At 53.0% G+C, this 12,596-nt stretch carries 9 protein-coding genes; 2 read left to right on the forward strand and 7 right to left on the reverse strand.

Annotated elements, in window-relative coordinates; all coding sequences use genetic code 11:
* Positions 1–117: 117 nt before the first annotated feature.
* Both ACS5NO_RS05995 and ACS5NO_RS06000 read right to left on the reverse strand, forming a co-directional pair.
* The gene (locus ACS5NO_RS05995; RefSeq protein WP_439414286.1) at positions 118–1,200 is read right to left on the reverse strand and encodes a FecR family protein; all 1,083 of its coding nucleotides are present in this window, start codon (positions 1,198–1,200) and stop codon (positions 118–120) included.
* A gap of 130 nt (positions 1,201–1,330) precedes the next feature.
* Positions 1,331–1,900: an RNA polymerase sigma factor gene (locus ACS5NO_RS06000; RefSeq protein WP_439414287.1), complete on the reverse strand. Its 570-nt coding sequence runs from the start codon at positions 1,898–1,900 to the stop codon at positions 1,331–1,333.
* A gap of 217 nt (positions 1,901–2,117) precedes the next feature.
* Between ACS5NO_RS06000 and ACS5NO_RS06005 the strand changes: the two genes are divergently transcribed.
* On the forward strand, positions 2,118–3,386 hold the full coding sequence (locus ACS5NO_RS06005) for a hypothetical protein (RefSeq protein WP_439414288.1): 1,269 nt from the start codon (positions 2,118–2,120) through the stop codon (positions 3,384–3,386).
* A gap of 160 nt (positions 3,387–3,546) precedes the next feature.
* Here the strand turns inward: ACS5NO_RS06005 and ACS5NO_RS06010 are convergent, their stop codons facing one another.
* From ACS5NO_RS06010 to ACS5NO_RS06020, 3 genes are all read right to left on the reverse strand, one after another.
* The gene (locus tag ACS5NO_RS06010) at positions 3,547–4,389 is read right to left on the reverse strand and encodes an endonuclease/exonuclease/phosphatase family protein (protein ID WP_439414289.1); all 843 of its coding nucleotides are present in this window, start codon (positions 4,387–4,389) and stop codon (positions 3,547–3,549) included.
* A 139-nt stretch (positions 4,390–4,528) separates the two neighbouring features.
* Positions 4,529–6,301: a RagB/SusD family nutrient uptake outer membrane protein gene (locus tag ACS5NO_RS06015; protein WP_439414290.1), complete on the reverse strand. Its 1,773-nt coding sequence runs from the start codon at positions 6,299–6,301 to the stop codon at positions 4,529–4,531.
* A gap of 19 nt (positions 6,302–6,320) precedes the next feature.
* Positions 6,321–9,617 (reverse strand): SusC/RagA family TonB-linked outer membrane protein, encoded by a 3,297-nt coding sequence (locus ACS5NO_RS06020; RefSeq protein ID WP_439414291.1) that lies wholly within the window; start codon positions 9,615–9,617, stop codon positions 6,321–6,323.
* Between the two features lie 629 nt (positions 9,618–10,246).
* On the opposite strand from ACS5NO_RS06020, the gene ACS5NO_RS06025 reads away from it, so the two are divergent.
* Positions 10,247–10,519: a hypothetical protein gene (locus tag ACS5NO_RS06025; protein ID WP_439414292.1), complete on the forward strand. Its 273-nt coding sequence runs from the start codon at positions 10,247–10,249 to the stop codon at positions 10,517–10,519.
* A gap of 74 nt (positions 10,520–10,593) precedes the next feature.
* On the opposite strand, the gene dtd is transcribed toward ACS5NO_RS06025, so the two are convergent.
* Both dtd and mgtE read right to left on the reverse strand, forming a co-directional pair.
* Positions 10,594–11,046, reverse strand: coding sequence for a D-aminoacyl-tRNA deacylase (gene dtd, locus ACS5NO_RS06030; RefSeq protein ID WP_439414293.1), 453 nt, complete (start codon positions 11,044–11,046; stop codon positions 10,594–10,596).
* A gap of 117 nt (positions 11,047–11,163) precedes the next feature.
* The gene (gene mgtE, locus ACS5NO_RS06035; protein WP_114405560.1) at positions 11,164–12,516 is read right to left on the reverse strand and encodes a magnesium transporter; all 1,353 of its coding nucleotides are present in this window, start codon (positions 12,514–12,516) and stop codon (positions 11,164–11,166) included.
* Between the last annotated feature and the right edge of the window lie 80 nt (positions 12,517–12,596).

The following is a 12,596-nucleotide window of genomic DNA, read 5'->3' on the forward strand; positions in this document are numbered from 1 at the left end:
TCATTACGCTACTAATGAGGGAGTTACTGAAGTCGGTAATGCTGGACACATTACCGGCTTTTTTTGTGAAGAACGTCTACGTTTTTTGCATAGATTCAGGGTTAAGATGGGAAGAGGCTAGTCACATCCTGGTCCGGTAATGACAATCTGGGTGTCGTAGACCTGGTAGGTGGCCCCGATGGTGCGGCAGACGATGTCGAGCTTCGTAAAAAACGGCTCATTACTCATCGGCACCGTCAGATAGCAGTTGTGCAGGGCGGTTTTGTCGTAGACAATCGGCAAACCGTAGGTTCTCTCCAGCAGGGCGAAAACGCTTGAAATCGGAGTATTATCAAACTGAAATTCGTTGATCGGGAGATCCTTTTGCAGGGGCGCCGGATTCTCGACTACCGACCGGGTCAGGCGGTTTTCTTTCTCCAGAAAAGTGGCCTGCTGGTTGGGTGTGAGCAGGATCTGTTCTTCACTGCGGGCTTTTTTATCAGCCTCCCGCATCCGGTAAACCGCCACCTGCCCGGATCGGACCCGCACTGACACTTTGGCGTCGGCCGAACGAACCGTAAAGCTCGTCCCCACGACGCGGGTCACCAGGCCGTCGGTGTAAACCAGAAACGGGCGTTTCGGATTTTTGGTGACTTCAAAAAAAGCTTCGCCCGTCAGAAAAACCTCGCGGGCCGTTTCCCGGTCAAACCGGGTCGAGTAGCTGATGCGGCTGTTTTCGGACAACGTGACGCGGCTACCGTCGGGTAAAGTCACCACAAACGGCGTCACTTTCGGATTCACGACTTCCCGAAGTGGCTGTTCCGATGCGCGGGTCAATTGTTCGTAGGAGTAGGTTGCCGGGGCCAACACCTGCCGCCAGACACCCCACCCCAGCCCCGCCAGCAACACGACTGCGGCTGCGGCTTTCCACCAGCCAAGCCGGTAGAACGGGCGATGGGCGGGTTCATCGACAACCACCTCGGTGCTTTTCATCACCCGGTGAATTTCCTGATTCAGCTCCTGTTCCGACAGGGAAGGCGGCTGGTTCTGCCAACTCAGGATCACCTCGCGGGCCTGTTCCAACTCGGCTTTTTTATCGGGATAAGCCGCCGTGAGTTTCCGCCAGAAGCTCACCTGATCCGGTGAACCCGAGCGAACCCATTGCTGGAACTTTTCATCAAACAGAAAATCTTCGAGGTTATAGTCCTTGTACTCCTTCATGGCAAAGCACTGATTTGGCGGCTTTCTATGAGGATAGTCTAAAAAGACCTTCGAGATAATCAAAAAAGTTGAAAAAAAATTAAGGAAACTGGAAGACGCCTGAGGATGAGGGAGAAGCGAGGGAATGTGTTCAAAAAACCGCCCAGAAAATAAACAGCAGATGCCAGTTTTCCCGGAACTGTTTGAGGGTTTGATAGAGCAAGTTGGCCACCGCCGGTCGGGAAATGCTGAGCAGATCCGCAACTTGTTCGTTGGAAAGGTTTTCGTAGAATTTCAAATGCAGGATTTCGCGCTGCCGTTTCGACAACCGCCCAATCAGGTGCTGTACCCGGAATTGTTTTTCGCGGGTGGTTTCGTCCTGAATGATCAGGTTTTCGGCGTAATCGTCGGCTTCCGGTTCGCCTTCCTCCCAATCGGGTAGACTGGCCAATTGTCCGGCTTTATGTTTTTCCTTAAAGATCTGATTGCGAAGGGCCTTGAAGAGGTACAGTTTCAGATTTTCGGTTTCGTTCAAAAACGTTCGCCGTTCCCATAAATTCACCAGCAGATCGTGCAGACAGTCTTTGAGCTGATCCCGGTCTTTCAGAAATTTGGTGCCGTATTCGTACAGGGGCTGATAGTAGGTACGCAACAAAGCCTCAAAGGCGCTCCGGTCTCCTTCACGAAAAGCTTGCCATAAGTGAGTCTCCTGATCGGTCACGAGCTTGAAAGATGATGGGTCGGCAAATCTACCCTCAGCCCAAATAAAGAAAAAGTTTTCGGGTTATTGTAACAATTTCTTCACATTTCCTGTGCCTTCGTGATTATTTCTTAACACTTCCCGGCTTTCATTTCCCGGAGGAATCCGTAGAAATAGGGCCCTGGCGTGGTGGAGAATCCTGAAAAACCATTGAAAAATAAAAAGCGCTCAACTAGATATGAACCGTCGCTATTTTCTGAAGACAACCGCCGTGGCCGGTTTGGGCGGACTGACATTTAGTCAGGCGATAAGAAAACCGCTGGAGGTTCCGGTTCGGGCTTTGACGAGAGGCCCCGGTTTTCACTGGTTCGGCTATTACGACAAACGGCAATTCGATCCGTCAAACCGCTATGTGCTGGGCATGAAAGTCGGTTTCGAAGGGCGTTCGCCGGTGGGCGATGATGTCATCAAAATTGGCCTGATCGATTTGCAGAAAAACGATTCCTGGACGGAACTGGGCGAAAGCCGGGCGTGGGGCTGGCAGCAGGGCTGCATGTTGCAGTGGGTGCCGGGTTCGGCGTCGGAAGTGATCTGGAACGACCGTGTGGGCAATCAGTATGTCAGCCACATTGTCGATGTATTCACCCGCAAAAAACGGACGTTGCCGGTGGCGGTGTATGCCCTGAGTCCGGATGGGAATTGGGCCATTGGCACGGAGTTTAGCCGGATTCAGGATCTGCGACCCGGTTACGGTTATGCCGGAATTCGCGATCCGTATTACGATGTCAAGGCACCCAGAGAAATCGGTCTGTATCGGATGGATTTAAAAACCGGGGCAACCCAACTGCTTCTGTCGCTGGCCGACGCGGCTTCTATTCCGCACAACGGTGCATCGGTGGAGGATAATTTTCACTGGTTCAATCACTTACTGGTCAATACGGACGGAACCCGGCTGACTTTCCTGCACCGCTGGCGGGCCAAACGCGAAGACCGGCAGGTGATGGCCCGGACCAACTTCGTCACCCGGATGTTTACGATGAATCCCGACGGCACCGACCGCTTCATCATCGATCCCTCCGGTTTTACCTCGCATTTCATCTGGCGCGATCCGACCACCATCTGTGCCTTTACGAAACCGGAAGGCCAGCCGCAGTCGTTCTATTTGCTGGGTGATAAAACCGGAAAAATAGAGCCGATCAAATCCGACAAAATGCCCGTCAACGGCCATCAGACGTATGTGCCGGGGCGGAATAACGAATGGCTGTTGAACGACAACTACGCCAATGCCAAAAGCCGGAATCAGACGCCCTACCTCTATCACCTGCCCACCGACCGGCGGATCGACCTCGGGCATTTTCCGGCGGGAGAGAGCTATGTGGCCGAGTGGCGTTGCGATCTGCACCCCCGCACGAGCAACGACGGCAATTTCGTCTGCATCGACTCCACCCACGGCGGCAATGGACGGCAATTGTATCTGCTGGATTTGCGGGCGGTTTGGAAGGGATAGAAAGGAATGTAAAATGACAAATGATGAACGCCAAATGTAAAAGTGGTGTGCGTTAGCTCCTAACTTTTACATTTGGCGTTCATCATTTGTCATTTTACATTCCCTTTTTTTACACGGTAAACGAAAGCCCCCGGCATGTCTATCGTAGCGATCGTCCAGATTAGCGGATAATGGCCTTGATCACAACCGGCTGGTGGTCGGACGGATATCGTTGGTCTTTGGCGTCGGTTAAAACGCCGTATTTCAGCACATCGATGCCTTTTTTGACGAAAATATAGTCGATGCGGTTTTTCATCGGCGCGTCGAACTTGAAACTGTTGAAGGTTCCGACGGGGCCGTAGGGCGGCTGGGCTGTGGCCTTGTACGAATCGCTCAGGATCGTTTCAATGGCTTTCACCTGCTCGGTTTCGGGCGTCGAGTTCAGATCCCCCACCAGCACGACGGGTTCGTCTTTCGCGATTTCCTTTATTTTCTGCACCATCAGTTTGCCGGATTCCTGCCGGGCTTTCACGCCCTGGTGGTCGAAGTGAACGCTGAAAAAGTAGAACTTCTTTTTCGTGGTTTTATCCCGAAACTGCGCCCACGAACAAATGCGGTTGCAGCAGGTGGCATCCCAGCCTTTGCCGGGTTTGTCGGGCGTTTCGCTCAGCCAGAAATTGCCGGATTTCAGGATTTCGAAGCGGTCCTTTTTGTAGAAAATGGCCGAATGTTCCCCCGCCTGTTGCCCATCGTCACGACCAGCCCCAAAAAAGGCAAATTCGGGGAGTTCAGCAATCCCGTCCAATTGATCCCGCAGGGCTTCTTGGGTGCCAAAAATATCAAATTCGTGGAAACGGATCAGGGCTTTGACCTCTTCCTTCCGGTTGGGCCAGGCGTTGATGCCGTCATTTTTGGTGTTGTAGCGGATGTTGTACGTAGCAATGGTAATCGGCGTGTCTTTCTGGGAAAAACCGTCTTGAATGATTAAAAAGGTGCAAAGCAGGAGTAGGATTGTTGGTTTCATGTTTTGAAGTTAGATATGAAATTGTTTCGCAGAGTTTAGCGGAGTAAATCAGAGTTTATCAGAGAAAAAAAGCAATTTCTTCCTCTGATAAACTCTGATTTACTCCGCTAAACTCTGCGAAATAACTCTTTTTTCTCTATTACCACCCCGGATTCTGCCCGATTTCCGGGTTCAGCAGCCGGTCGTTTTCCGGGATGGGGTAGAGGTAATATTTATCGTTCCACTTCCGTGGAATGTTGCTCAGCCACGTCAGTTCGCCCGAGGTGTCGTTCGACAACCGCTGCGGATTCGGCACGCCATTGACGGTTTCGGCGACGTTGATGTAGGTGATGCCCGCCAGTTGCGTCGCCGGTTTCACTTTGTAGAACACCACGTCGTTCTTGCCGTCTTCGTTCAAATCCATCGGTTTGTCGAGGGCCGGGACATAAAAACCGTTCCAGACCTGTTCCATCAACTCCCCGCGTTTCCAGCGAATCAGATCCGGGAAACGGAAACCTTCCAGCGCCAGTTCGATGCCCCGTTCGCGCCGGATTTCCAGCAGCGAGGGGTCCGAAATGCCGGGAAAATAGTTGGCTTGCAGATAGGGATCGGCCGCGGTTGGTTTGGCCGTTAAACCGCCCGTAATACCGGCCCGCTTCCGCAACGCACCCATCGTTTTGGTCCAGTCAGCATCCGTAAAGGTACCGAGTTCCGCTTTGGCTTCGGCATAATTGAGCAAAATTTCGGCATACCGCATGATCGAAATCGAATTATCGTTTCGGGTTCCGCCGTCGGCATAGGTGTCGTCGAGCGTCCATTTGATCGGCATGTACCCGGTGTAGGTGTACGAGAAAACCGGTGGCGCGGGTTCCACCGCTCCGCCATTGACGCGGGTGTAGTTGCCCGACCGGATGGTTTGCGGCAATCGTTTGTCACGCCCTTTCACTTCCTCCATAAACGTCAGGGTTTTATACCCCGCTTTGCTGGTAAACGGCGTTCCGTCGAGGTTCAGATACGTATTGACAAAGGTCCGGGTCAGGCTGACGCGCGCGCCGTAGGTCGCACTGGTCCACCACCAGTTGGCATCGTTGAAAACGCTTAACGCCGGATCGACGACGGCTGATAACATGATTTCATTCGTTACGGGCGTCTTGTTGATGAACAATTGCCGGTACGATTTGTCAGTGCCACCGGCTTCGTTCAGCGAAAAACCGCCGTCTTTCATCACCGCTTCGGAAGCCGCAACGGATTCCGTCAGCCACTTTTCGGCGGTGCTTTCGAGTTTATACGACGTCTGGTATTTCCGGAACGTGCCTTCGAACAGACAGATTCGGGATTTATAGCCGTTGGCGACGGATTTGGTAATAAGCGTCCGCGAGTTATCGGAAGTCGTGCGGATGTTTTGCGTCGCGTAATTCAAATCGGCCAGCACGGAATCCATCACCATCACGCGCGAATCCCGGCCTTTGTACAAATCCTGATCCGTCACACCCATCGCCTTGTTAATCCAGGGCACATCCCCAAACCGCTTCACTTTATCGAAATAAAACAAGGCCCGGAAAAACCGCGCTAGCCCGATGTAATGCCGCCGGACGTCGGCTGGAATGGCGGGATTGGTCGCGTTTTCGATGAAGTAATTGATGTTCCGCAGAGCCGTCCACGACCAGCCGGAACTCTGGCGAGGACCGTAAGCCCCGTCGCGAATCAAGTCCGGCACCTGCGTCCGGGCCGCAAAATCGGCCATTTCGTCGCTCCGAATGATGTCGTTGGCTGTTGGCAGGTTATCGTAAAACGAATTGGCGTATAACTCCAGTCCTCGTTCACTGCTGAAAACGGAGTTTTTAGAGGCCGTGGATTCCGGAATCTGCTCCAGTTCGCTGCATCCGGCAAAAAGCAGACCGGCCAGAAGAAGTCCTATATGTTGTAATTTCATGGTGTTGCTGGTTGTAAGATTAAAAAGTAACGGACAGGCCCATCGTGAAACTCTTCAGAATCGGGTAATTGTGGCCGTTTCCACTTGTTCCGCTGGTCAACACGCGATCCGATTCCGTCGCACTTTCCACGTCCAGATCTTTCGTGCGTTTGTAGAGCGCGGCCCACGTCAGGACATTTTCGGCCGACACAAACACCCGGGCGCTACTCATCCCGGCTTTGCTGATGAGCAGTTTCGGCAGGCTGTAGCCCAGTTGAACGTTTTTCAGCCGCAGGTAAGCCAGGCTCTGGAGGTATTTGGTTTGCTCCTGGCGCAGTTCTCCCGCGCCGTTCTGGGCTACGTAACCCCGGGGCCGGGGCAAGTAGGCATTCGGGTTAGCTTCCGACCACATGTTGTCGAGGTGCCAGGTCGGAATCCGGTTGTAGGGGCGGTTGTAGGCTCCCCAGAACGTGCCGGCTTCTGCGCCCGGCCACCAGTCCTGTTTGCCAACGCCCTGAAAGAAAGCCGAGAAGAAGAAATTGTTCCAGTCGGCATTCAGCATAATCCCGTAGGTGTAGCGGGGCGTCGAGTTACCGATGATGGTTTTATCACCCGGTTTGTCCACGGTATTGTCGCCCGGATCGATCACGCCGTCGCCGTTGATGTCCCGGAATTTGATGTCGCCCGGCAGCAACTGGTTGGTGTTGGAAGCTTTGAACAGCGTCTGCTTGGCGGAGTTTTTGATGTCGTCGGCGGAGGTGAAAAATCCTTCGGTCGTATAACCCCAGATTTCGCCCACGGTCTGCCCGGCGTAGTAATCCGTCAGCCGTCTGTTGGGGTTGTTATACTTGTCGATCTTCGCCGTATAATCGGCCATCGTCAGCCGGACTTCGTAGCCGAACGGTTTGCCACCCACGTTGGCTTTATCCCGCCAGGCCAGAACCGCTTCCCAGCCTTTGGTGGTCAGGTCGGCGTAGTTTCCTTTCGGCACGTCGGTTCCAAAAACGGCGGGCAGCGTCATGCCAACCGTAAACATATCCGTCGTTTTCCGGACGTAAGCATCCGCCGTTAGCGTCAGGCGGTTGTTCAACATGCCCAGATCCAGACCCAGATCGGCGGTGGTGGACGTTTCCCAGGTCAGCCCGTCGGGGATCACGCTCGGCTGACCGGTTTTCTGGGGCCGCACGCCGTTCAGAATCCGCCCCGACTGCGAAATGGAGAATTTTTCCTGAAAAGCATAAGAAGCGATCGTCCCATTGCCCAATGAACCGTATGACCCTCTGATTTTCAAGTCAGAAATCAGTTTCGGCGACACTTTCCAGAAAGGCTCGTTGGCCACGCGCCAGCCCGCCGAAACCGAGGGGAAGAAGGCATACCGCTGCCCCGACGGAAACTTGGACGATCCGTCGTATCGGCCATTCACCTCCAGCAGATAGCGGTCTTTGTAGGAATAATTCAGCCGGTAAAAACCGCCGACAATCGCCCATTTTTCCATGCCCCCGGCAGTGGTGATGGCCTGCCCCAGGGCCAGGTTGATGTCCTGGGCATCTTCATAAATCAACCCGTTCCGAACGGCTTCCAGCCGGCGGAAGTTCGAGGTTTCGTAGTTGTAACCCACCAGTGCTTTTACGTAGTGGTTCGCGTTGATTTTGGGTTCGTATTCGGCGTAGAGGTTGGTCGCGGTATAGAGCGTTTCCCGGAAAATATTCTGGAGGTCGTTGGTATTCACGCCAACGTACTCGATCACACCCGGTTTGCGGCTATACGGCACCGGAACACGGGTGCGGTATTCGTTATCATCGGTGTTCTGAAATGTGAAGTTCCCATTCACCCGAAATTGGTTGTCGAAGAAGTTGGTGGCAAAGTCGGCGGTGTTCCGAAACACGCGCTTGTCCATGTCGATGCCGTTTTTGCCGTACCAGAAATCGCCGACCGTATAAGCCGCTGAATACGAAAGCGTTCCGTCCGGGTTGAACATCGGTGACATGTTGTGGCCTTCGTCCGAAATGTTCCGCCAGATGCTGCCGCCTTCACCGACGTTCAGCGGGTTGTGGTATTTCATAGACGAAAAATCGGCGTTGTTCGACACTTTCAGCCACGGAAACACCTGAATCGATCCTTTGGCGCGTAAGCTAATGATTTTGTAATCATCGGAATTGTAGCGGAACAAACCCTCCTGGTTGTAATACCGCCCGGTTACGTAGAAGTCGGCCTTGCCGCTGCTTCCCGATACCGACAGGTTGTGCTCCGTGGCGCTGTTCTGCTTCTTATACAGCTCTTTATACCAGTCGGTGCTGTGGTAATAGACGTACTCGCCCGTGGCCGGATCGACTTCGGTTCGGGGCAGACTCGGATCGTTGTTGCGCCGTTCGAGTTCTGCCAGATAGGCCTGCGAAAACCGTACGGTTTTGTTGACGTTCTGGGGTGTTTGCGAGTAGTCGTTCCAGGCCGACCAGCTCTCGTTGAACATTTTGGCAAACGTGTAACCGTTCGTTACGAAATCCGGCACGCTCGTCGGGCTTTTGATCGAGTGGTTCAGCGAGTAGGTCACGCTGGTGCGGTCTTTGGTCGGGCTTTTGGTCGTAATCAGCACCACACCAAACGCACCCCGGGCACCGTAGATGGCCGCCGAAGCCGCGTCTTTCAGCACCGAAACCGTGGCAACGTCGTTCGGATTCAGCCGGCTCGGGTCGCCTTCTACCCCGTCGATCAGCACCAGCGCATTGCCGCCCTGTCCAATGGAGGTGGTTCCCCGGATGTTATAGGACGGCGATTGGGTTGGTTTGCCATCGCCCATCTTCAGGTTCAGGTTCGGAATGGTGCCCTGCAAACCCTGCGTCAGGTTGGGCAGCGACCGGTTTTCGAGCACTTCGCTCGTCACTTGATCGACGGCACCGGTGAGGTTCACTTTTTTCTGTGTTCCGTAGCCCACCACCACGATTTCGTTCAGCGTTTTGGTGTCCGGTTTCAGCGAAACGTTCAGGCTGGTACGGTTGCCCACTGCTACTTCCTGCGACTCGTAGCCCACAAAACTGAACACGAGCACCGCGTCGGTATTCGGAACGACCAGGCGGTAGGAACCGTCGGCACCGGTCGTAGTTCCTTTGGTCGTTCCTTTCAGCACGACGCTGACACCCGGTATTCCCTCGCCTTTTTCGCCTTCCGTTACGCGTCCTTCGATATTGACATCAGCGGGAGCCGGTTTTTCCACCGTTTTCCGGTCCGACACCGGTCGGTTTTGCCCGCCATAGGCGAGTGTCGTCTGGCTATAACCCGAAGCCAGACAACCGGTCAGCAGCAGGGTCAGAAGACCGGTTTTTCGTATGCGTTTTTTCATAAAATGGATAGATAAAAAATTGGTTAGTTTGTTTTTGCAACGGTTGGGTGTTAGGATGAAATCAAAGGAACAGAGCCCGGTACCTCATCGGCGATCGGGATTACTGCACTGATAATCAGACACCGAAATTGTGTGATTAAAAAAAGGCTTTCTTAGATTATTTTACTCTATGCAATCACATGATTTGATAATAAGATTACCATATGGTCTACACTTGTGCTCAAAGTGGATGCCTTTTAGAAGGGTTTAGTAGCAGGAATGGTAAACTAGTACATTAGTTTACGGCCGTAATTCAATTACGGCATCTTCTGTTCGGATAATTGAGCCTTTGAGACCTCCAGGTCGACGGTTTCAATTCGGCTGCGAAGAAAGGGAATAATTGAATTTTACTGATACTGAAGCGGGTTAACAAATTGTGATTTTCATCCTATAAATAGTCAAGAAAAAATCATGTAGACACGATCGATCGGCTAATTAACTGAGATGCTTGCAGTTGCTTCACGTCAGAAACCATAATGATTATACGGACTCGTTGATTTTCGGGAAATCTGTTCATGTGGATGGGTCATCCCTCCGGGATTTTAGCCTCACCTGGATCTTTACCCCCGGTTCAAACCGGGGGCTACAACATGATTCATCCCTACGGGATTGTTGGTTTTTTGCGCGGCATGGATTTCTACAACATGGGTCATCCCTCCGGGATTTGTTTGGCTCGGGGTTTGCCTTTTTGGGCGGGTTGGAATCCATTGCTACGAAATGGTCATCCTTACGGAATTCGGTTTTGCCTTATTAGGCAGGTTTGGAATCACCGCTACAACAAGATTCATGGCTGCGAAATGATCAAATTTAAAAATCCCGGAGGGATGACTCATGTTGTAGCCCCCGGTTCAAACCGGGGGTGAAAATGAATAAAGGGGGGCTGAAATCCCGGAGGGATGACTCATGTTGTAGCCCCCGGTTTGAACCGGGGGGAGCATCATTGCCGGTTTTTCGAGTCGATGACAATGGTCACCGGGCCGTCGTTGACTAGGGCGACTTTCATGTCCGCGCCGAATTCGCCGGTTTCGATCGGTTTTCCTAACTCGGCCGACAGTTGCTGAATCATCTGTTCATAAAGGGGAATGGCCACTTCGGGCCGGGCGGCATCGATGAAGGAGGGGCGGTTGCCTTTTTTGGTACTGGCGTGGAGCGTAAATTGGCTGATGAGCAGAATCGAACCGTCGACGGTTTTCAGGTCCAGGTTCATTTTGTCGTCGGCATCACTGAAAATCCGCATACCGACGATTTTTTTGCTCAGCCAGTCGAGGTCTTCGCGGGTGTCGGCGTGGGTGATGCCCAGCAGAATGAGAAAACCGGTACCGATCCGGCCTTTTATGTGTCCGTCGATGGTGACGGAGGCTTCTGAAACGCGTTGGATGACTGCAATCACAGGGACGAATGGTTTACGGTTTACGGTTTTCCGTTTACGGTGGCTGACGCGTTACACTACGTGCGACAGCAAGCACGCGTCACCCACCGTAAACGGAAAACCGTAAACCGGATATTTTTAAATACTCAGCACCAAACTGGCAATCAGAAAATAAACGCCGATGCCGATGAGGTCATTGACGGTGGTGATGAACGGACCGGATGCGATGGCGGGATTGATCCCGAACCGGTTGAGCGCGATGGGCGTGATGGTGCCCATGAACGACGCCAGCAAAACCACCGCCAGCAGGGCCAGCGATACGACCGGCACCAGACGTGGTTCACCGATCAGCATACAATAGGAACCCGCTAACGAACCGATAATCAGGCCGTTGATCAGGGCGACCAGCACCATTTTCGCCAGCCGCTGCCCCACGGTCGCGCTTAGGCCGGACTTTTCGGCCAGGCTCTGCACAATCAGCGATGCGGTTTGAATACCGACGTTGCCACCGGTGGAGCCAATAATGGGAATGAAAGCCGCCAGAGCCGCGATTTTGCTCAACTGGACATTGAATGTATTGATCACCGTAGCCGCCATCAGGCTCCCGACGGCTCCGGCAATCAGCCACGGCAGCCGGGCACCGACGAGTTTCCAGATCGTATCATCCTCTTCTTCAACGTCCCCCGTAATCCCGGTAATAGCCTGAATATCAAGCTCCGCCTGTTCGGTGATCACATCCACCACGTCGTCAATCGTGATCTGACCCAGCAGCCGTCCCTGCACATTCACTACCGGCACCGCGTCCAGGTCATAGCGTTGCATCACTTCAGCCACTTCCTGAACCGGTCGGTAGGTTTCGACAAAAATGACGTCCTCTTCGTAAATATCGGCGATTTTGGCGTTTTTTCGCGCCAGTACAATTTTCTTCAACGAAACCCGGCCCAGCAGTTTATCGGCATCGTCGATGACATAGACCGAGTAGACATTCTCCACATTCTCAGCCTGTTGCCGGATTTCTTCGATACACTGATTGACCGTCGTGTTGATGTTGACCTTGATCAGCTCCTTCTGCATCAAACCGCCGGCCACATCCTCGTCGTAGTGGAGCAGATCGAGAATAAACCGGGCCTGTTCGCGGTCGCTCAGGAGCGCGATCACTTCTTCGCGGGTTTGGATGGGCTGCTCGTTCAGCAAGTCGACGGCGTCATCGGAATCCATCTCGTCGACATACTGCGCCAGTTCTTCCGACGTGAAACTTTGCAGAAATTCCCGTCGATCGATGACTTCCAGGTTCGTTAAGATCTCGGAACCAACTTTTTTATCGAGCAAGGCCAGCAGATACCGGGCCATCTCGGTATCCAGTTCGTAAAGAATTCCGGAAATATCGGCAGGATACAGTTCTTCCATTTCCGCCCGCAACGTTTCGTCGTCATGGGCTTCAATAGCCGTCTGAATGTGCTCTACGTATTCTTTGGTAAGCTCGAAAGTCATGGATGGAAATGATGAATGATGAACGATGGATGATGAATGGAGTGGCTTATGACACTGCCTGGGCGGTTAATCCATCGTTC

The sequence above is a fragment of the Larkinella fluvii genome (assembly GCF_051857545.1).
Lineage (GTDB): Bacteria > Bacteroidota > Bacteroidia > Cytophagales > Spirosomataceae > Larkinella.

Excerpts from the sequence above, each read along its gene's own strand:
- ACS5NO_RS06015 (WP_439414290.1), bottom strand. The coding sequence starts at position 6,301 with ATGAAATTACAACATATAGGACTTCTTCTGGCCGGTCTGCTTTTTGCC.
- ACS5NO_RS06020 (WP_439414291.1), bottom strand. The coding sequence starts at position 9,617 with ATGAAAAAACGCATACGAAAAACCGGTCTTCTGACCCTGCTGCTGACC.
- mgtE (WP_114405560.1), bottom strand. The coding sequence starts at position 12,516 with ATGACTTTCGAGCTTACCAAAGAATACGTAGAGCACATTCAGACGGCT.
- ACS5NO_RS06010 (WP_439414289.1), bottom strand. The coding sequence starts at position 4,389 with ATGAAACCAACAATCCTACTCCTGCTTTGCACCTTTTTAATCATTCAA.
- ACS5NO_RS06005 (WP_439414288.1), top strand. The coding sequence starts at position 2,118 with ATGAACCGTCGCTATTTTCTGAAGACAACCGCCGTGGCCGGTTTGGGC.
- ACS5NO_RS05995 (WP_439414286.1), bottom strand. The coding sequence starts at position 1,200 with ATGAAGGAGTACAAGGACTATAACCTCGAAGATTTTCTGTTTGATGAA.
- ACS5NO_RS06025 (WP_439414292.1), top strand. The coding sequence starts at position 10,247 with ATGATTCATCCCTACGGGATTGTTGGTTTTTTGCGCGGCATGGATTTC.